Origin of the sequence: Butyricimonas synergistica DSM 23225, assembly GCF_000379665.1 — a bacterium.
GTDB classification, from domain to species: domain Bacteria; phylum Bacteroidota; class Bacteroidia; order Bacteroidales; family Marinifilaceae; genus Butyricimonas; species Butyricimonas synergistica.
The window spans coordinates 33697-54097 of the sequence record NZ_KB903360.1; the positions used below are offsets into that span (position 1 = coordinate 33697).

Annotated in this window: 17 protein-coding genes; 13 read left to right on the plus strand and 4 right to left on the minus strand. The window is 42.4% G+C overall.

Going from position 1 to position 20401, the window contains the following annotated elements; translation table 11 throughout:
• Nucleotides 1-111: 111 nt before the first annotated feature.
• Together A3CY_RS20620 and pckA are read left to right on the plus strand one after the other, a co-directional pair.
• The gene (locus A3CY_RS20620; protein WP_018337504.1) at nucleotides 112-684 is read left to right on the plus strand and encodes a DNA alkylation repair protein; all 573 of its coding nucleotides are present in this window, start codon (nucleotides 112-114) and stop codon (nucleotides 682-684) included.
• Nucleotides 685-818: 134 nt separating this feature from the next.
• A complete protein-coding gene (gene pckA, locus A3CY_RS0108590; RefSeq protein WP_018337505.1) occupies nucleotides 819-2426 on the plus strand; it encodes a phosphoenolpyruvate carboxykinase (ATP) in 1608 nt (535 codons plus the stop codon).
• Nucleotides 2427-2485: 59 nt separating this feature from the next.
• Here pckA and A3CY_RS0108595 read toward each other — a convergent pair whose 3' ends face one another.
• From A3CY_RS0108595 to lpxD, 4 genes are all read right to left on the minus strand, one after another.
• Nucleotides 2486-3316, minus strand: coding sequence for a class I SAM-dependent methyltransferase (locus tag A3CY_RS0108595; protein WP_026207462.1), 831 nt, complete (start codon nucleotides 3314-3316; stop codon nucleotides 2486-2488).
• Nucleotides 3317-3436: 120 nt separating this feature from the next.
• Nucleotides 3437-4216: an acyl-ACP--UDP-N-acetylglucosamine O-acyltransferase gene (gene lpxA, locus A3CY_RS0108600; RefSeq protein WP_018337507.1), complete on the minus strand. Its 780-nt coding sequence runs from the start codon at nucleotides 4214-4216 to the stop codon at nucleotides 3437-3439.
• A gap of 53 nt (nucleotides 4217-4269) precedes the next feature.
• Complete coding sequence (locus A3CY_RS0108605; RefSeq protein WP_018337508.1) at nucleotides 4270-5673, minus strand: bifunctional UDP-3-O-[3-hydroxymyristoyl] N-acetylglucosamine deacetylase/3-hydroxyacyl-ACP dehydratase; 1404 nt, start codon at nucleotides 5671-5673, stop codon at nucleotides 4270-4272.
• 1 nt (nucleotide 5674) lies between these two features.
• Complete coding sequence (gene lpxD, locus A3CY_RS0108610; protein ID WP_018337509.1) at nucleotides 5675-6706, minus strand: UDP-3-O-(3-hydroxymyristoyl)glucosamine N-acyltransferase; 1032 nt, start codon at nucleotides 6704-6706, stop codon at nucleotides 5675-5677.
• Between the two features lie 521 nt (nucleotides 6707-7227).
• On the opposite strand from lpxD, the gene rimP reads away from it, so the two are divergent.
• From rimP to A3CY_RS0108665, 11 genes are all read left to right on the plus strand, one after another.
• On the plus strand, nucleotides 7228-7692 hold the full coding sequence (gene rimP / locus A3CY_RS0108615; RefSeq protein WP_018337510.1) for a ribosome assembly cofactor RimP: 465 nt from the start codon (nucleotides 7228-7230) through the stop codon (nucleotides 7690-7692).
• Nucleotides 7693-7706: 14 nt separating this feature from the next.
• Nucleotides 7707-8945 (plus strand): transcription termination factor NusA, encoded by a 1239-nt coding sequence (gene nusA / locus A3CY_RS0108620; protein WP_018337511.1) that lies wholly within the window; start codon nucleotides 7707-7709, stop codon nucleotides 8943-8945.
• 42 nt (nucleotides 8946-8987) lie between these two features.
• Nucleotides 8988-11879, plus strand: a complete 2892-nt coding sequence (infB, locus tag A3CY_RS0108625; protein ID WP_018337512.1) for a translation initiation factor IF-2 — start codon at nucleotides 8988-8990, stop codon at nucleotides 11877-11879.
• Between the two features lie 101 nt (nucleotides 11880-11980).
• Entirely contained in the window at nucleotides 11981-12442 is a 462-nt protein-coding gene (locus tag A3CY_RS0108630) for a protein-disulfide reductase DsbD domain-containing protein (RefSeq protein WP_026207463.1), read from the plus strand.
• A gap of 40 nt (nucleotides 12443-12482) precedes the next feature.
• Complete coding sequence (locus tag A3CY_RS0108635; protein WP_018337514.1) at nucleotides 12483-13622, plus strand: CapA family protein; 1140 nt, start codon at nucleotides 12483-12485, stop codon at nucleotides 13620-13622.
• A gap of 165 nt (nucleotides 13623-13787) precedes the next feature.
• Entirely contained in the window at nucleotides 13788-14414 is a 627-nt protein-coding gene (locus A3CY_RS0108640) for a carboxypeptidase regulatory-like domain-containing protein (RefSeq protein ID WP_155828247.1), read from the plus strand.
• Between the two features lie 46 nt (nucleotides 14415-14460).
• Nucleotides 14461-14799: a carboxypeptidase-like regulatory domain-containing protein gene (locus A3CY_RS0108645; protein ID WP_018337516.1), complete on the plus strand. Its 339-nt coding sequence runs from the start codon at nucleotides 14461-14463 to the stop codon at nucleotides 14797-14799.
• Nucleotides 14800-14818: 19 nt separating this feature from the next.
• On the plus strand, nucleotides 14819-18076 hold the full coding sequence (locus A3CY_RS0108650) for a hypothetical protein (RefSeq protein WP_018337517.1): 3258 nt from the start codon (nucleotides 14819-14821) through the stop codon (nucleotides 18074-18076).
• Between the two features lie 58 nt (nucleotides 18077-18134).
• Entirely contained in the window at nucleotides 18135-18512 is a 378-nt protein-coding gene (locus tag A3CY_RS0108655) for a methylglyoxal synthase (protein ID WP_018337518.1), read from the plus strand.
• 86 nt (nucleotides 18513-18598) lie between these two features.
• Nucleotides 18599-19027 (plus strand): DUF6769 family protein, encoded by a 429-nt coding sequence (locus A3CY_RS0108660; protein WP_018337519.1) that lies wholly within the window; start codon nucleotides 18599-18601, stop codon nucleotides 19025-19027.
• Between the two features lie 98 nt (nucleotides 19028-19125).
• Nucleotides 19126-20355, plus strand: coding sequence for an efflux RND transporter periplasmic adaptor subunit (locus A3CY_RS0108665; RefSeq protein WP_018337520.1), 1230 nt, complete (start codon nucleotides 19126-19128; stop codon nucleotides 20353-20355).
• The last annotated feature ends 46 nt before the right edge of the window (nucleotides 20356-20401 follow it).

Here is a 20401-nt window from a genome sequence, read left to right on the forward strand (position 1 = left end):
ACTTCTACACAAACGTTTGAATATGTTATAAAATATCATTTTTATTTCCCCGAATCATTTATTTATCCCTACTTTTGTGAAGCAAATTTTTCACTAATGCATTGAGAAATAATGAAAGTATTCCCGATAAACAAAGAAACGGAACAAACCTTCAAGGAAATCAGCCGCCGAATCTTTCGCTTGCAAAACGGAAGAAGCCTCGACAGTATGGAGAACGTGGGGGCGGATACCCGGGGACAAATCGGGGCTAGTTACCTTTCTTTAAAAAATCTGGCAACCCGTTATTCCAAAGATCAAAAAGTGGCACAACTCTTGTGGGGTACAGGAAGACGGGAAGAACAAATTGTCGCTTGCTTTTTATTCCCCGTCGAGGATTTAATTACTGAAAAAATTACACAATTGTTAGAACATTGTCATAGCTTCGAGATCGCCGAATATTTCGGGACGCTAGTACTTTCCAAAAGAAAAGACTTGGAAAACCGGGTAAGCGAATACCTGCAATCCGCCTCTCCCTTTCTGCAAAGCGCAGCCCTCACCGCTATCGGGCGAAACCGGATAGACAATAAATTAAATCCCGTGTTTACCGATAGTTACATACGTGGGATCGACACTAACAAATTCATCGAGCCACACGTACAAACAGTGTACAACAGGATAAGCACGTCATTACACGCTGACGGTTAATGCCGATGTGTTAATTATATATAAAGGCTCACGGGAAAGGGAAAGCTGATTGTTTATATCAAAATGTTTCCTAATTTTGTGGTCTGATTACGGAAAAAAGGAGTTAATTAATTTACAAACATAAATTTATTGCTATGTCAAAATTGGATTTAAGCATTTATGGAATCACAGGGGTGAAAGAAATCTTACACAACCCCTCATACGAAGAATTGTACAAGGCTGAAACAGACCCGAAACTGGAAGGGTACGAAAAAGGATATTTAACCGAACTCGGTGCCATAAACGTGATGACCGGTATCTACACCGGACGTTCTCCCAAAGATAAATTCTTTGTAAAGAACGAAGCCAGTGCCGACACAGTATGGTGGACTTCCGAGGAGTACAAGAACGACAACAAACCTTGCTCGGAAGAAGCCTGGGCTGATCTGAAAGCAAAAGCCGTGAAAGAACTATCCGGCAAGAAACTATATGTAGTGGATACATTCTGCGGTGCCAACGAAGGTACTCGTCTGAAAGTACGTTTCATCATGGAAGTGGCATGGCAAGCTCACTTCGTGAAGAATATGTTTATCCGTCCGACAGAAGAAGAATTAGCTAACTACGGGGAACCCGATTTCGTTTCTTTCAACGCTGCTAAAGCTAAGGTAGAAAACTTCAAGGAATTAGGGTTGAACTCTGAAACGGCTACCGTTTTCAACTTGAAGACCAAAGAACAAGTCATCCTGAATACTTGGTACGGTGGTGAAATGAAGAAGGGAATCTTCTCTATCATGAACTATTTGAACCCGTTACGTGGCATCGCTTCCATGCACTGCTCTGCCAACACGGATATGAATGGCAAGAACACCGCCATCTTCTTCGGTTTGTCCGGTACGGGTAAAACCACCTTGTCAACTGACCCGAAACGTCTGTTGATCGGTGACGACGAGCACGGATGGGATGACGAAGGCGTGTTCAACTACGAGGGCGGATGCTATGCTAAAGTAATCAACTTGAGCAAAGAAGCAGAACCGGATATTTACAACGCTATCAAACGTGACGCTTTGTTAGAGAACGTAACCGTTGACGCTAACGGCAAGATCGATTTCAATGATAAATCAGTTACTGAAAATACCCGTGTTTCTTACCCGATCTATCACATCAAGAATATCGTGAAACCGATTTCTAAAGGCCCGGCTGCCAAGCAGGTTATTTTCTTGTCAGCTGACGCATTCGGGGTATTACCTCCGGTATCTATCCTGACCCCGGAACAAACGAAATACTATTTCTTGTCCGGATTCACCGCTAAATTAGCTGGAACGGAACGTGGTATTACCGAACCGACCCCGACATTCTCCGCTTGTTTCGGTGCAGCATTCTTGTCATTGCACCCGACCAAATATGCAGAGGAACTCGTGAAGAAAATGGAAAAATCAGGAGCAAAAGCATACTTGGTAAACACCGGATGGAACGGTACCGGAAAACGTATCTCTATCAAAGATACTCGTGGTATTATCGATGCTATCCTTGACGGTTCTATCGACAAAGCCCCGACCAAGAACATCCCGTTCTTCAACTTCCAAGTGCCGACCGCATTACCGGGAGTTGATCCGAACATCCTCGATCCTCGCGACACGTACAGCAACGCCAGCGAATGGGAAACAAAAGCAAAAGATTTGTCTGAACGCTTTATCAAGAACTTCAAGAAGTTCGAAGGAAACGCTGCCGGAAAAGCATTGGTTACCGCAGGTCCTAAATTATAATCTCAGGATTAGAACAACAAAAAAGCACTTCTTTCGAAGTGCTTTTTTTATTATCATCTTTACTGCACTACAACACAAATCGTCTTACTATCCCCCGTGTAAGATTTACCGCTGATATCGTCATAATACCGGAATTCCGAGAACCCTGCATCCTGCAATTCCTTCGTCAAGGAATCTTTAGTAAATTCCTGATTCCAGATATTAAAACACTCACAATCATCCTCCGTGATAACGACATACTGTTCAAGGTAAATTTTAGCTTCATCATACTTGAAATTTCTTTGAATACACGCGTATGGCGAATCACTCCAAAACCCAGAACGCTCGTAACTCACCATTTCGGACTCTTCAAAATCCACGTATTGTTCACTCGTGAAGCCATCCAAGACAAGCATCCCGCCCGGCTTTAACGCCCTTTTTGCCTTGCCCAACAACCGATGCCGATCTTCAGGCTTCAAAACTCCGAAATCACAATAAATCAAAGTTATCACATCGAATTGCCGTTCGTACTCCATCTCAAGATAATTCATGTAATGGTAAGTGATCTGCCTATTTTCCCAAAAAGCCTGCTCCTTCGCATAGGCAATGGAACGCTCCGAGAAATCGACACCGGTAACCCGGAAACCCAAATCGTCAAAAACGGTGGCATACAACCCGGGGCCACATCCTAAATCGAGCAATTCTTTCCCTACCGGATTGGGGACAAGACTTGCTATCCAGATCGCGGAACGTTTGATAAATTCATGCTTTCGAGATGCCCCATCCGCATCAGGATTCAAATGCGCGTCAAGCATATATTCAGATATATGCCCATCATCCCAAAACTTACTTGTACTTAACTGATACTCTTCAGGCTTATCCTTCAAAAACTCCAATATTCTTTTATACATAACCATCCCTTCTAAATTCAAATTAGCAAGCCAGTCCCGCCCCAACAAACCAATTTAAACAAATAGAGCTTGACGATACCGCCAAGCTCTAAAATATATTAATTCTAAATGATGCACAGCTTAACCCATGTACCCCTTCATGATACCCCGTTTGCTACTACGCACGAACAAGATTATCTCATCGCGTTCTTTGGATGCTGCCATTTCAGCCTCGATCCGTTCAACCGCATCCGAAGTATTCAACCCGGATTGGAAAAGAATACGGTAAATATCCTGAATCTCGTTGATCTTCTCGTTCGAGAATTCACGACGACGCAACCCGATGGAGTTTACCCCAGCATAAGACAAGGGCATTCTTCCAGCTTTCACGTAAGGAGGTACGTCTTTCCCGATCAACGAACCACCTTGAATCATCACGTGGCGCCCGATATGCACGAACTGATGTACGGCGGTCATCCCCCCGATGATTGCGAAATCATCCACCACCACCTCACCTGCCAACTGGCAAGCATTGGTTATGATACAATTATTCCCGATCTCACAGTCGTGGGCAATGTGAACGTAAGCCATAATCAAACAATTGTTCCCTACCTTGGTAATTCCTTTCGCGGCAGTACCCCTATTTATGGTGGCGCATTCGCGGATGGTCGTGTTATCACCGATCACCACGATAGATTTCTCGCCTTTAAACTTCAAATCCTGGGGGACAGCAGAAATAACAGCTCCCGGGAAAATCTTACAATTCTTCCCAATGTGCGCACCTTCCAGGATCGTAACATTCGAGCCAATTCTTGTTCCCTCCTCTATAACAACGTTCTTGTCAATCGTTACAAACGGTTCAATTACCACGTTATCAGCAATTTGAGCCTCTGGATGAACATAAGCCAACGGTTGTTTCATTCGTTTTTTATTTAATGATATATATTATTTTCATTTTTGCGGATGCAAGTTTACTAATCCTTCTTGTTTTTTGCAACTTGCGCCATAAATTCCGCAACTTCACATACTAAAGTTTTACCAACGAAAGCATACCCTCTCATCGTCACGATCCCGCGGCGTATGGGAGCAATCCTCTCCAATTTGAATACCAACGTATCCCCCGGAACCACCTTATGACGGAATTTGATGCCATCAATTTTAACAAAATAAGTGGAATAATTCTCCGGATCTTCCACCTGATTCAACACGAGAATACCACCGCATTGCGCCATCGCTTCCACGATCAACACACCCGGCATAACAGGTTCTTCCGGGAAGTGTCCCACGAAGAAAGGCTCGTTCATCGTCACGTTCTTGCAACCGATCACGATATCGTTCGTCACCTCGTAGATTTTGTCTACTAACAAGAAAGGAGGACGGTGAGGCAACAGGGAACGTACTTTGTTCACGTCCATCAACGGTTCGGAATCCGTGTCCACGTCCGGACGGACATCCCCGCGTTCTGCCTGCGCAATAGCCTTGCACATCTTTTGTGCCAAAGTCGTGTTTGCCTTGTGTCCCGGTCTTTCTGCAATCACGCGTCCCTTGATGAAACGTCCGCATAATGCCAAATCACCGATAACATCCAACAATTTATGACGTGCCGGCTCGTTATCAAAATACAAGATCAGGTTATTCAACACGCCTTGTTTCACCTCGATAGAATCATAATTGAATAATTTCGCCAAACGATCCACTTCTACCTGAGAAATCTCCCGGTCAACGATCACGATGGCATTATCCAAATCACCACCTTTTATCAGGTTGTGCTGCAACAACGTTTCCAACTCTCTCAAGAACACGAACGTGCGACAAGGAGCTATTTCCTTAGCAAAGTCCGTCGTTTTGCTTGAATAAGAAGCGTATTGCATCTGCAAGTAAGGAGAATCGTAAGCAACAACTAAATTCACGTTGTAATCCGTATCGGGCAACAAGGTTAACTTGGTTTGCCCATCCTCGCTGCAATACTCCATTTGCTCTTTCACAACGAAATATTTCCGTTCTGCCGCCTGCTCCTCGATACCCACTTTCTCAATGGCTTCCACGAAATACTTCGCACTCCCGTCCAGGATCGGGAATTCTTCCCCGTTCAACTCGATCAGGCAGTTGTCGATGCCACAACCGTAAAGGGCAGCCATCGCATGCTCCATCGTGAAGACGCAAACTCCGTCTTTTTCCAGACAACTGGCACGATCCATCAATTTAATATATGCAGCCAAAGCGGGAATTTCAGGAGTTCCCTCTAAATCTACCCGATGTATTTTATATCCGAAATTCTCTTCCGCCGGCTTGAAAGTCGCCGTTACCGTTTTGCCGGTATGCAAACCTTTTCCGCTCAAAGAGAATTCACTCTTTAAAGTTCTTTGCTTCACTGACATTTTATTTTGACTTTAAATTTGCAACTTCTTTTTCCAAATCTCTTAACTGCGAGTACATATCCGGCAATTTGCGGAACATCACGTAGCATTTCTGGTATTTCGGGTAATCGAAAGCAGGCGACCCGCGCAACACGGATTTCTCCGCTATATTGGAAGTGATACCGCTCTGAGCGGCGATCTGGGTTCCAGCCCCAATCGTCAAGTGCCCCACGATACCCACCTGTCCGCCAAACACGCAATTCTCCCCGATTTTCGTTGTCCCAGCGATACCCGACTGTGCAGCGATCACCGTGTTGCCACCCACGACAACATTATGCGCAATCTGCACCAGATTATCCAATTTCACTCCCGCATGAATGATAGTAGAACCCATTGTCGCTCTATCCACACAAGTGTTTGCCCCAACTTCCACGTTATCCTCCAACACTACATTCCCGATCTGCGGGACTTTCTTGTAATGATCTCCTTCCGGAGCGAAACCGAATCCATCAGCCCCGAGAACCGCCCCGGCATGCAAGATACATGATTTTCCCACAACACATCCCGTGTAAATCTTCACCCCGGAATAAATAATCGTGTTGTCCCCGACAGTCACCCCGTCGCCGATATAAGCCTGGGGATATATTTTTACATTATTGCCTATTTTTGCCCCTTTTCCTATATAAACAAATGCCCCGATATAAGGCTTTTCTCCTATCGTGGCACTTTCATTAATGTAAGACGGTTGTTCTATTCCCACTGGTTTCGGACGCATATCCTCGTACATCTGCAGCAACGAAGCAATAGCATCATAAGCCGATTCCACGCGGATCAACGTGCACGCATACTCGTGGGTAGGCTCGAAAGTTTTGTTTACCAGCACGATGGACGCTTGCGTCGTGTAAATATAGTGTTCATATTTAGGATTAGCAAGAAAAGCCAGCGTACCAGGCTTTCCCTCTTCTATCTTGGACACATTATTTACAATAACTTCCGGATCTCCATCCACAACTCCACCAAGCAGAGCTGCTATATCCTTTGCTTTAAACTCCATAATTCACAAAATTTCGGCAAACTTACAAATTTTATTTGGAACTATAGAAAGAATGTGACAAATATGTTTCATTTTTTCGAGTCACTCATTTTGTAAACAGTTAATTTATTGGACTTTCACGATGTATTTATCAAAGGAGTTCTCTTTTAAAACATATAGATTACCCAAATGAATTCAATATGACTAAAGCAGCAATTCCAGTGCAATACCATATAAAACGCTATTAAAACCCTATTTCTAGTACAGCGTTCTAATAGCGTTTTATAAGGGCAATAATAAGTTTTTTTATGCTATTGCACTGGAATTACTACTTTAGTGTATGTATTCTATCGGATAAAAAGTAGGAATTACACTTATAAACGGACAACTCTACCGTGTAAGGAGAAGAGCTGCTATATCCTGCATTTTTTTCACACGAACCATTTGGAATAAAAAGAATTAATTGTATCTTTGCAAGCGGTTATTAACAGACGAGGGGGCGGTAAGTCCCCTCGTCTGTTATCTTAGAATTTGAGAATAGAATGAAAAGTAAAAGGGAAATACAAGAAATTATTGAATCCATACTGGAAGAAGGCGACTTGTTTTTGGTTGACTTGATCGTGTCCTCGGAAAACACGATAGAGGTTTACATCGATTCGCTACAAGGGGTCAACGTGGGCACCTGCCGGCAGATATGCAAAAAACTGGAAGCGCAACTCGACCGGGAAACCGAAGACTTTGCCCTCACCGTTTCGAGTGCCGGCATTGGTTACCCGTTCAAAGTACCCAAGCAGTATGAAAAAAACCTAAACAAAGAAGTTGAGGTAAAGCTACAAACCGGCGGGAAAATACAGGGAATATTAAAATCCTTTTCAGACGCAGGAATCACGCTCGAGTGCGAAGAGAAAGTTGCAGTTGAGGGGAAAAAGAAGAAAAGTATCGTAAAAATGGATAAAGATATCCCTTTCACGGATATAAAGGAGGTAAAAGACATTGTTATTTTCTAAACACACAAGATAAAATGGAAAACATTAATTTGATTGATTCATTTGCAGAATTCAAAGAGCTAAAAAATATCGACAGAGCCACCTTGATGAGAGTTTTGGAAGACATCTTCAGAAATATGCTTATCAAACGATATGGCACAGACGAAAATTTTGACATCATTATCAATATAGACAAAGGGGACTTGGAGATCTGGAGAAACCGCACGGTTGTGGAAGATGCGGAATTCGAGAACCCGAACACACAAATATCATTGACCGACGCCAAGAAAATAGATTCCGATTACGAGGTGGGAGAAGAAGTCACCGACGAAGTGAAATTCAAAGACTTCGGGCGGCGTTCTGTTTTGGCATTAAGACAAAACCTGTCGGCTCGAATCCTGGAATTGGAAAAAGACCACATTTTCACGAAATACAAAGAGAAAGTGGGTCAGATCGTGACTGGGGAAGTTTACCAGGTATGGAAAAAAGAAATTCTGGTACTTGACGACGAAGGGAACGAATTGATATTACCCAAACAAGAACAAATCCCGAGTGATTTCTTCAAGAAAGGGGATACGATTCGCGCCGTGGTCATCCGGGTTGAAATGAGAAACGCCTCTCCTTACATCGTTCTTTCCAGGACATCACCAGTGTTCCTCGAAAGATTGTTCGAGAACGAGGTGCCGGAAATATTCGACGGTCTTATCACGATCAAAAACGTGGTACGGGTTCCGGGCGAACGTGCAAAAGTGGCTGTCGAATCTTATGACGACCGTATCGACCCCGTGGGAGCCTGCGTGGGTATGAAAGGATCGCGCATACACGGGATTGTCCGGGAATTGAGAAACGAGAATATCGACGTCATCAACTACACGAACAACGTACAACTTTATATCACCCGTTCGTTGAATCCCGCCAAGATCAACAAAATCGAACTGGATGAAGAAAACAAAAGAGCAAACGTGTTCCTGAACCCGGAGGAAGTATCCCTGGCGATCGGTAAAGGCGGCTTGAACATCAAACTGGCAAGCCAGCTCACCGGATACGAGATCGACGTGTACCGCGAAGTGGAACAAGCAGAGGAGGAAGACGTGAATCTGGAAGAATTCTCCGACGAAATCGAACCGTGGATCATTGAAGAACTGAAACGCGTAGGTTGCGATACCGCCAAGAGCGTACTGGAGTTAAGTGAATCAGAATTAGAGAGCAGGACTGATCTTGAGATAGAGACCATCAGGGAGGTTCTCAGAGTATTAAGAGCCGAATTTGAATAAGGACGCTCAAGGTTATGAATGCTTGTAAAATAAAATCTTAATATGGCAGTTAGACTAAGTAAAGTTGCTAGAGAATTTAACGTAGGCTTGTCCACGATAGTGGATTTCCTACAAGATAAAGGGATTAAGATTTCATCTGATCCGAACGCGAAGTTAACTGATGAACAATACTCTTTGATAGCCAAAGAGTTCTCCACCGATAGCGAGGCTAAAAAAGAGTCCAATCGCGTTGACTTAAAAAACTCGCGGACAAAGAAAGAGACCGTTTCCATCGATAACATGGGCGAAATCACGGAATCTCATCAACCGGAATTTATTTCCGTGAAAGACGAGATCAAACTGGAAAGCAAAATAAAAGTTGTCGATCATATCGACCTGAACAAACTCAATAAACCCAAACCGGAAGAAAAGGTAGAGGAAAAGAAAGAGTTGAAGGAAGAGAAAAAAGAAGAAAAACAGGAAGAGAAGAAAGAGGAAGCACCCGTGGAAGTTCAAGTAGAAGAAAAAACGATTGCTGCGCAAACGGAGATACGCCAAGAAGAGCAAATCCCCGTTGCCCAATCGACCCCGAAAGTTCTTGTAAAACAACCGAGAGAAGAGATAAAACAGGAAACTCCACGAGAAACGGAAGAAAAAACTTCCAACACGGAGAAACAAGAAATCAGCTATAAATCCCCGACCCCAACCATAAAAGACGTGAAAGTTGTAGGGTCTATCGATTTAGACGCTATCAATCAACGCACTCGTCCTCCGAAAAAGAGTAAACAAGAACGGGAAAAAGACAAGCGCGAGTTGAAGAAGAAATCTCTTATTCCACCGAAAAGTACGGACGAGATTTCTCTAAAGAGAAATGTTCCGATTAAAAAAGAGGAAGTGGAGGATTCTGACGACACGGAAATTCGCAAAAAGAGAAAGCGCATCCTGAAAAAGGACGAAAAAATCAGCATCGACACATCCAAAACGGCAAAACAGGAAGAGAACAAAAAGAAGCTCAAAAAAATCAAGAAAAAGAAAGCCAGCAAGGCTGAAATTTCGGAGGAAGACGTTCAAAAACAAATCAAAGATACGTTTGCCCGCCTCGGAAGTAAAGGAAAGACAAAGGCTTCCAAGCACCGGAGAGACAAACGGGACGCTGTGCACCAGAAAATGCAAGCCGAAATGGAGCAAGCCGAAATGGAAAAGAATGTTCTTAAACTCACGGAATTCGTTACGGTTAGCGAGTTAGCCACCATGATGGATATTTCCGTGGCAGAGATTATCTCGGCTTGTATGTCGCTCGGGCTATTCGTATCTATCAATCAACGCCTGGACGCCGAAACCATCAACATCGTGGCAGAAGAATTCGGATTCGAGGTTGAATTTGTCAGCGTGGACATTCAGGAAGCGATCGAGGAGGAAGAAGAAGAAACAGAAGATATGCTGGAGACACGTTCCCCGATCGTTACGGTCATGGGACACGTCGACCACGGTAAAACATCTTTGCTCGACTATATCCGTAAAGCAAACGTGATCGCCGGTGAAGCGGGAGGTATCACGCAGCATATCGGGGCTTACAGCGTGAAATTGACCGACGGAAGAATGGTAACTTTCCTGGATACCCCGGGTCACGAGGCGTTTACCGCCATGCGTGCCAGAGGTGCACAGGTAACCGATATCGCCATCATTATCATTGCGGCTGACGACAGCGTGATGCCACAAACCGTGGAGGCTATCAACCACGCTAGTGCGGCAGGCGTACCGATCGTATTCGCAATCAACAAGATCGACAAACCGGGAGCTAACCCCGACAAGATACGGGAGGAACTGGCAGCCATGAACTACCTCGTGGAAGAATGGGGCGGTAAATACCAATGCCAAGAAATCTCCGCTAAAAAGGGATTGCACGTGGAAGAGCTACTGGAAAAAGTATTGCTTGAAGCGGAAATTCTTGAATTGAAAGCCAACCCGCACAAGAAAGCGACGGGTTCTATCATAGAATCCTCACTGGATAAAGGACGCGGATACGTTGCCACCGTCCTGGTACAAAGCGGAACTCTCCATGTCGGAGATGTCGTGCTTGCCGGACAATATTTCGGGCACGTGAAAGCCATGTTCAACGAGCGGGGTGCCAAAATGGAAGAAGGCGGACCTTCATGCCCGGCATTGATCCTCGGGTTGAACGGGGCGCCCCAAGCTGGTGATAAATTCAACGTGATGGCGAACGAGAAAGATGCTCGCGCCCTTGCCAACAAACGCGAGCAACTGCAACGCGAGCAAGGATTGCGCACGCAGAAACATATCACGCTGGACGAAATCGGAAGACGTATTGCGATCGGAAACTTCCAGGAACTGAACATTATCGTGAAAGGCGACGTGGACGGTTCTATCGAGGCATTGTCCGATTCGTTAATCAAACTGTCTACCCCAGAAATCCAGGTAAACGTGATCCACAAGGCGGTAGGTCAGATCTCCGAGGGCGATGTCATGCTGGCAGCAGCATCCAACGCTATCATTGTCGGATTCCAGGTTCGTCCCTCTTTGGGAGCCCGGAAACTGGCAGAAAAAGAAGAGATCGACATCCGGCTCTACTCCATCATCTACACGGCAATCGAGGAAATCAAGGCCGCCATGGAAGGTATGCTCTCTCCCGAATTCAAGGAAGAAATCACCTCTACCGTGGAAGTGCTTGAAACCTTCAAGATTTCCAAGGTGGGAACCATTGCTGGTTGTATCGTGAGAGACGGAAAGATCACCCGTTCCTCGAAAGTACGCGTGATCCGTGACGGTATTGTGATCTTCACTGGAGAATTGGGTTCACTGAAACGCTTCAAGGACGATGTGAAGGAAGTCAGCAAAGGATTTGAATGTGGTTTGAACATCAATAATTTCAACGACATTCAACAAGGCGACTTCGTGGAAAGCTTCGAAGAAGTAGCAGTGAAGAAAACATTATAATATTTTTAACAGTAAGCTAAGACAATTTCTCTCGATAATTTTGTACTTTGCATCACTAAAATTTTAGAGAGGAATTATTTTAAAAATTAATTGATTTACTCATGAAAAGACTTTTAATTCTTACAGCAATATTAACCATCATGGTTGGAGCTGCAAACTCACAGGTTCTGAAACCGGTGAAATGGCAAATTTCTTACAAGAAAGTAAGCGAGGGTGTTTATGACATCATCTGCAAAGCCACTATCGAGAGCGGCTGGCACTTGTATGACACAGAACTACCGGAAAATGGTCCCCAACCTACTATTTTCACCCTCGACGAGGATGAAACAGACGGTATCGAACTGGTAGGAAAATTCAAAGCTACCACGGAACCGAAGGTTGAAAAAAGCGAGGCTTTCAACATGGAGTTGAAATACTTCGAGGGAACAGTAACCTTTGTTCAACGCGTGAAATTGAAAAAGGACACCGCTAAACTGGTTGCCAACGTTGAATATATGGCTTGTTCAGGCAGCCAATGTATTCCTCCCGCCGAAGAAGAAGTCAATTTTGAATTGAAAAAATAAACAGAAGCCGTCTTCGGACGGCTTTTTTCATATTCCCCGTATGAAATCGAGGATCTGCCTTACCCTTATCCTGTTCTCATGGCTCATCCTTCTCTTTCCCGCTTGCAAGGAAGAAAAGAAACCAACCCGAGCAGACCACGCTATTGAAATACCGGAAACTTCCAGTTCTATCTCTTTATTCTTTTGCGGGGATATCATTCAACACTTACCCCAGATATACGATGCACACACACCGAGCGAGAAAGATTACAAATACTTGAAATGTTTCCGGTATATCGCTCCTTATTGGCACAACTCGGATTTTGTCATCGCAAACTTGGAAACGACCTTATCGGATAAAGAATTCTCCGGTTACCCCCGATTCTGTTCCCCTTGGCAGATAGCCCGGGATTTACAACGCCTGGGAGTAACGACATTTGTCACGGCAAACAATCATTGCTGCGATCAGCTCGCACAAGGAATCACAAAGACCATTTATTATCTCGATTCCCTCGGCATCGCCCACACGGGCATTTTCATGGATACGCTCAGCTACAAAAAAAGGAACCCGCTATATCTCCGGAAAGACGGTTTCAAAATAGCCTTATTGAATTATACCTATGGCACCAATGGGCTTCCCATTCCGAAAGGCTTCGTTGTTTCCCTCATCGACACCGCAGTCATCAAACGGGACATCCGGCAAGCCCAACAAGACTCGGCAACGAACATCATTGCTTTCATGCACTGGGGATATGAATACCACACCTCCCCCAACAAAGAACAGAAAGCACTCGCCGCCTGGCTACACGCTCAAGGAGCGGACATCGTGATCGGCTCCCACCCCCACGTGGTGCAACCTATCGAGTACGTACTATCAGGGAAAGACACGATCGGGATTACGGCATATTCGCTGGGCAACTTCATCTCCAACCAAACCTATCAAGGAACAGACGGGGGAATATGTATCCGCCTGACGTTAACACGCCCGAAAGCCGACAACACCCGTTACTTCATGGAAACCATCAAATTTTACACGTACCGCCCGTTCGAAGAAGGACGCACCCGATACTACGTTGTTCCGGAAGCCCTCGCCGACAGCGTGATAAAAGACTACCACCGCACCAAAAGCAAACGCTTTTTCAGAAGAACGGATTCCATTCTACATACCCCCCTTTCAATTTATCTGAAAGCTGGCAAATAATCAAACACACTCTATCATAAACAATTACATTATTAAAGATTTCGCATACATACATCTATTACATTAATTATATGTATACAACATATAATTATTGCTATTTTTTCATGATTAGACACTCCCGAAAATCAACATTATGTGTTCTATAAAAAACTAATGATTGAAATTATGAAAATGAAAAAAATCTTACTTATTATCGAGTGTGCAATTTGCACAATGATATATGGATGTGCCAATGATAAGGTTACATACGAAGGGTATGTACGAGACGCAGAAACCGGGGAGCCTCTGAATGAAGCGACTATTACGTTCTTGACAAAAGAAGAAAAAGATGCTGTAACAGTGCAAACTAATTTAGATGGATATTATAAGATCGTTTTCCCATATCTGGATTCCATCGTTAACATTGGATATTCACGCAATCCTTATCAAAGTATATTAAAAGAAACGAAAATTACAAGAAAAGAATACGAAAACACGAAGGGAAATATAAAAAGTCCAGATGTCATGTTAAATATCAGATACTCTCCTAACCTAGTGCATTACAGAGGGAGGGTAATTGATAGTTCAAATCAAAAACCTATTCCTGGCGTGCAGGTAGGGATAAGTGGCGCAATCGTTTGCACAACAACTAAAGCAGGTAAGTATATTTTGGAATTTTACATAGGAAAAACAAAGCAAAAAATATCTTTCCAAAAAGAAGGTTATGCTACGATTGAACATGATACAATTTTACAACCATTAGGAGAAATCATGATGGTTCCGGATATCGTGATGCAAAAAATAAAGAAATGACATTTTCTATACATAATTTATTATTAACAATTTAAAACCAAACATTATGAAGTTCTTTATTTATTTGTCGATTATGACTTGTTTGCTAACAGGAGCGGAAGCAGTAAAAGAACCGGGATACGTTGAAGGTAAGGTTGAAAATGGCAATGGCTCTGGTGTTTCTGATGTGAATATTTATCTTGATGAAAGTGGTGCTAAGCTTGGAACTAGTAGCTGGCGGGGATATTTTACACTCGAATTTATGTTAGATAAAGGAGAACTAAGATATTACCAAGTAACATTCAGGAAAGATGGATATAAAGAACTGAAAACCACTGTAAATGCTGAGGCTGGGACCACTAAAATATATGAAAATCCTTTCCTTATGCCGGAATTAGAAGATTAAATTTCATAAAAAAATTCGGATGAGTACTATTTCCACTTTTGCTAAATATGAATTCAAAATCGGGAGAAGGAATTGGTTATTTCGCTTTTTCTTGTTCTTGATCATTTTTGTAACAGGTTATTACCACTTGTATTTACAAACATATTCTACCACCTATGGAATGGTCACTCTTCCGAGTTCTTTTCCGTTAATAAATTCATTCCTGTTTAATTTTTTACAGTCACTTCTCTTTTGCTTTATCGTATTGGATTTGTTTTCCCGAGAAAAAGGGATAGATTCCCTGGAAGTAGTACGGACTCGCCCCTACAACAATTTTAGCTATTTCTTGGGAAAGTTATTCGGATTTGTTTTATTGTATTTTGTTTTAAGCTTGGCTTCAACCGGAGTTGCTCTTTTTATTCACGTATTCATGAGCGACTCTCCTTTTTTTGGCTGGCTTTACTTTTTCTACCCGTTGACCTTTTCTTTGCCGACATTCATATTTGTATTGGGGTTATCTGTTTGGTTTGTTGAGGTATTACGAAATCGTATGCTTGCAATAATAATTCTACTTTGCATATTATACCTAATTATCACTTATTGCCAGTCACTATTACCCCTCGATTTATTTGCCCGAGAATTACCCAATGGCTATTCAAATATCACAGGGCTCATGGAGGATTTAAAAGGATATTTAGCACAACGTTTCTCGTTCTTTTTCGTGGGCATTGGCTTATTATTAAGTTCTTTTGGCTTTCAACGGCGATTGGATTCTTACCGCCGCAAGAGAGCCTATTTCCATTCAGCAGGTTTACTTTTAATATTGGTTGGTTACGCATTGGGATATTCCAACGTGTATCGCTTAAAAGAAGAGCAATTCATCCGAGAGGAATACAGAAATGTTTATAACAAATATACCTCTTCCCACAAGACAGCAATTTCCTATCATTCAATTATTTGTCGTCTACATAAGGAAAAAATGTTTATGCAAAGTAATCTTACGGTGGAAAACCTTGAGCAAGAATCCTTAAAACAAGTGATATTATACCTAAATCCCTCTTTAACACTAACCCAAGTGACAAATGACAATAAACCAATACCTTTTAAACGCGAGAAACAAGCCATTATTATAGATTTCCCGTTAATGCCAGGGGCAAAGACCTCTCTTGTAATGGAATATGAAGGAAACGTGGATGACAGGATCTGTTACCTGGATATACCTGATAAAGATTACTATCATCCGAGTTACAGCCGGCAAGCTTATGTTCCTGAACGACGATTTAGCTTTATATCCGACAATTTTACATTACTACTTCCGGAGTGTTTATGGTATCCTGTAACCCAACCACCTATAAATATAACCTCTCCATACGAAACAGCAATGAATTTGTGTCAATATAACCTTCGAGTTTTACACACCACCACAAATACCATTGTTTCTCAAGGAACTAAAACATTCAGTGGAGATACCGTGTGTTTTACCACCACCAAAAAACTTCCAGGACTTACACTTTGTTGCGGTCCGTTTGAACAAACATCAGCCCAAGTGAATGGTAATTGGAAAATAACAAGCATGCCCGTTAAAGGACATACAATATGGCCGTATTCAACGGAATTTATGGCAACGCAGATTTTCTCACACGTGGAGGATTATGAAGGCATTTATCCTGCCGAGAATCTATTTTTTATAGAAGTACCAGCATCCGTAGTTTCTTATTTCCGTTTTTGGAAAAATTCAAGTGAATTAGTCCAACCGGAAATGGTCTTAGTACAAGAGGGAACAGTGGGATGGAAAGGGCAAGAAGAATACCAAGATCCAGAGACGACAAAATGGTATCATATCGACGGTTTATTAGATCCTTACTTTAAACGAGCACCTTCATATAAACGAACAAACGATGTGATGTATTTGATAACATTTTCTTCTAGAGAAATGGAGTACCGTGAAAAACATAAATATTGTTTACGATCTTTATTTAGAACTGGACATGTGACTCCATTAGAGTTCCCTATTTTGAATGTCATCATGAGAAATTTGAAAAAAAACACCGAATGCCTAGATCAGGATATAATACAAGCGCAACTATATCTTAATGAAAATCATTCACTTAAAAACGCTTTACATGAAAAGGGGATGGACAGGAACGTCTTGGATGCCGTGGTTTATCTGAAAGGACAAGAGCTAGCAAATTATTTGCACTTACATTCTTCAGAGGAACAATTCGAGTTGTTTTACCAAGAATTTATGTATTCACCAGGATATAATTGGGAACAGTTTAAACTAAAAATTCAACAATATTTCAATATCGACATAACAGATTTTCTTCACAAGTGGTACAATTCCACATCCTTACCTTATTTTGAGATTAAAGATGTGCACCAATTGAGAGGGGAAGGAACTGATGAATACTTTACTCGCCTGAAAATAAAGAACGTGGGACACTCCGACGGAGTTGTTTCTTTAAACGCAACCATACATGGTAACCGAAAACAGAATTATTATTACTTACTGGAACGGGGAGCATGTAAAGAAATTTCTATAAAAGAAAGAATGCATGAATTATGTGTAAATACAGGAATTTCTTCAAATATTCCAGCTTCTTTTTCTTATAAATGGCAGAATACTGTTACAGATTATTCTCATGACACGATTTCAGGAATTTATAATATTGATGAACGTGAGTTTGCTCCCACTCCGGGAGAAATTATTGTGGATAATTCGGACCCCGGATTCCGACTCATCTTTCCACCGGAAAAAATACTTGTAAATTGGTTTAAACATAAAGATCGGAATGAAGATAATCATGCTGGACCTTGGTCTAATTTAATTGTAAATTCATGCTATGGGCATGGGAAACGTGATGCCTGGTATAAATATGCTGGTGAAGGAGATTGTAAAGCTATATGGGCAACTCATATAGAGGAGGCCGGATATTATGAAATATTTGTGAATAATGTTAGATATGAAGCTCATAATAGCAAAGGAACAAGTGTTTACTCTTCTTTTGGATATGGTCATACAGTTTGTTACACTATATGCGATGACTCAGGAAACAATGAAATCATCTTTTTTCCTTGGAAAAACTCAACAGGTTGGGCTTCTTTAGGAAAATTTTATTTTAAACAAGGTCCCGCTCGAATAATCTTGGATGATCGAGGTGCTAAAAACGATAAAGAAGAGAGTGATTTTAAACTGAACTTGAGACGAATGGTAAATTGGAAAAATAATATGAACATAACAATAAACACAACACAAATCATTATTGCTGATGCTGTAAAATGGGTAAAAGTAGAATAATTCATTTCATTTTTACCCAACTTAATTATATATTTGCTGTAATATAAAAAATCACACTATGAAACTAGCAGTAATCGCACACGACGGAAAGAAAGCAGAAATGGTAGCCTTCTTGAATAGGCATTATGATTTTATGCATTCGGCAAACATCGAAATCATTGCCACCGGAACCACGGGGAAACACGCACAGGATGCGGGGCTTAAAGTAGAACGCCTGCTATCGGGACCTATCGGAGGTGATGCACAAATAGCGGCACAAGTAGCGGAGCATAAAGTACAAATGGTATTCTTCTTCCGTGACCCGCTGGACAAGCACCCCCATGAACCGGACGTACAGATGCTCATGCGAGTTTGTGACGTGCACAACGTGCCTTTGGCAACGAATCCCGCTTCGGCAGAATTGATGCTTCGCGGATACGAAGTACTAAACAAGTGATCGTTAATTATTTATTAAAGTTTTCGCAAACATTTGCATATCTGCATTCTATGAATTAATTTTGCAGATAGAAAATAATATACGCCATGAATAAACGTAAGTTAGCAGCCATACCACTTCTTGTAGCCAGCATCATTATGCTGGTATCATCGGTAGTGCCGCACCATCATCATGGCGTATTCGTTTGTTTTACCGCAACACACTGCATGGAACAAGAGGCAGGAAAAACTTGTCAACATAACCATAAATCCAATTCGTGTGAAAAAGAATGCGAGGTAAAACAACTCTTTGAAACAGATATTATAAAAGAACATCATCATGAATGTTCATGTTGCCCGGAATGGACTCCGGATCAACTACTCCTCCCGTTATTTATCATCGCGGGAGAAAATAACATAGCACTACTTCCGGGAGATTCACGAATACTCCCGCCCACTCCCTACCAGGAGCACCTTCACCCGATCACGTGGAGCGTGGTTTCTGCCGGACGGGCTCCCCCTACCGTAATAGCTTAAAGAAATCATTCGAGATTTCACTTTTTGCATTCATTTCTCACACGAATGCATGGTAAATATTCATTTGATGTTACACTCATAACAAATAACTTATTCACATGAGAACAATTATTTATGCTATTACAATATTAGCCATCTCTTTTATTGGCTGCAAAAGTAATTCATCCAAAGACAAACATGAACACTCTGAAACAGAGATCCATGCAGAACACAATCACGAACACGATCATGAACACGAAACCGCAGAAGAACACGCCTCACATAGCCACGGGGCAAAAGAAGCGGAAAAAGCAAAACACAGCGACGAAATTATCTTTTCCAAAGAACAAGCTGCCAAGACAAATTTCAAAGTAGAGGAAGTTCAACCCGGAAACTTCAACCAAGTGGTGAAGACTACCGGACAGATCATGGCAGCTCCCGGCGACGAGGCAGTCGTTGTTGCCACTAGCAATGGCATCGTATTCTTCACCTCCAATAAATTGAGTGAAGGTACCGCCGTGAAAAAAGGACAATCGCTATTCCAAATATCATCCAAAAACATGGCGGAGGGTGATTACTACACGAAAGTTAAAGCCACTTACGAGATGGCAAAAGCCAGCTACGACAGGGCAGAAGAACTCGTGAAAGACAAAATCATCTCTCAAAAAGAATTTGAAGCCGCCCGCCTGGAATACGAGAACGCCAAAACCGCATATGAAGCCATATCAGGTTCCAAAACTGAAAAAGGTGTAAGCGTAAGCGCCCCGATCAACGGACACGTGAAAAACATCCTGGTGAAGGAAGGAGAATATATTACAGCCGGTCAACCGCTGGCAACGGTTTCTCAAAATCAACGCCTCGTGCTTCGTGCCGAAGTATCCCAAAGATATTACAGCGCATTGAAGCATATCGGTAGCGCCAATTTCAAGACCCCGTATGATAACCACGTGTACGAATTGGCAGACCTGAACGGACGATTGCTTTCCTTCGGGAAAACATCAGACAACAATTCATTCTTTGTACCCGTGTCTTTCGAATTCGACAACAAAGGAGAAGTCATCCCAGGTTCATTCGTGGAAGTATATCTTATTTCATCCCCGATAGAAAATACCTTGGCTATCCCCGTTTCGGCACTAACAAACGAAATGGGAATATTCTATGTCTACGTGCAAATTGACGATGAAGGTTATCGCAAACAAGAAGTTGCCCTCGGAGCCAACAACGGCAAAGACGTACAAGTACTGAAAGGCTTGCATCCCGGCGACCGCGTGGTAACACAAGGTGCTTACCAAGTGAAAATGGCTTCTGCCTCCGGCGCAATACCTCACGGACATAGCCATGAACACTGATCAATTGAAAAACTAATGATTAAGTGATTTCGGATTCTGTGATTAA

Coding starts and splice junctions, on each gene's coding strand:
- A3CY_RS0108660 (WP_018337519.1), top strand. CDS start 18,599: ATGAATAAACGTAAGTTAGCAGCCATACCACTTCTTGTAGCCAGCATC.
- A3CY_RS0108655 (WP_018337518.1), top strand. CDS start 18,135: ATGAAACTAGCAGTAATCGCACACGACGGAAAGAAAGCAGAAATGGTA.
- A3CY_RS0108650 (WP_018337517.1), top strand. CDS start 14,819: ATGAGTACTATTTCCACTTTTGCTAAATATGAATTCAAAATCGGGAGA.
- A3CY_RS0108665 (WP_018337520.1), top strand. CDS start 19,126: ATGAGAACAATTATTTATGCTATTACAATATTAGCCATCTCTTTTATT.
- lpxD (WP_018337509.1), bottom strand. CDS start 6,706: ATGGAGTTTAAAGCAAAGGATATAGCAGCTCTGCTTGGTGGAGTTGTG.
- A3CY_RS0108630 (WP_026207463.1), top strand. CDS start 11,981: ATGAAAAGACTTTTAATTCTTACAGCAATATTAACCATCATGGTTGGA.
- A3CY_RS0108645 (WP_018337516.1), top strand. CDS start 14,461: ATGAAGTTCTTTATTTATTTGTCGATTATGACTTGTTTGCTAACAGGA.
- A3CY_RS0108595 (WP_026207462.1), bottom strand. CDS start 3,316: ATGTATAAAAGAATATTGGAGTTTTTGAAGGATAAGCCTGAAGAGTAT.
- infB (WP_018337512.1), top strand. CDS start 8,988: ATGGCAGTTAGACTAAGTAAAGTTGCTAGAGAATTTAACGTAGGCTTG.
- A3CY_RS20620 (WP_018337504.1), top strand. CDS start 112: ATGAAAGTATTCCCGATAAACAAAGAAACGGAACAAACCTTCAAGGAA.
- A3CY_RS0108635 (WP_018337514.1), top strand. CDS start 12,483: ATGAAATCGAGGATCTGCCTTACCCTTATCCTGTTCTCATGGCTCATC.
- nusA (WP_018337511.1), top strand. CDS start 7,707: ATGGAAAACATTAATTTGATTGATTCATTTGCAGAATTCAAAGAGCTA.
- A3CY_RS0108640 (WP_155828247.1), top strand. CDS start 13,788: ATGAAAATGAAAAAAATCTTACTTATTATCGAGTGTGCAATTTGCACA.
- rimP (WP_018337510.1), top strand. CDS start 7,228: ATGAAAAGTAAAAGGGAAATACAAGAAATTATTGAATCCATACTGGAA.
- lpxA (WP_018337507.1), bottom strand. CDS start 4,216: ATGAAACAACCGTTGGCTTATGTTCATCCAGAGGCTCAAATTGCTGAT.
- pckA (WP_018337505.1), top strand. CDS start 819: ATGTCAAAATTGGATTTAAGCATTTATGGAATCACAGGGGTGAAAGAA.
- A3CY_RS0108605 (WP_018337508.1), bottom strand. CDS start 5,673: ATGTCAGTGAAGCAAAGAACTTTAAAGAGTGAATTCTCTTTGAGCGGA.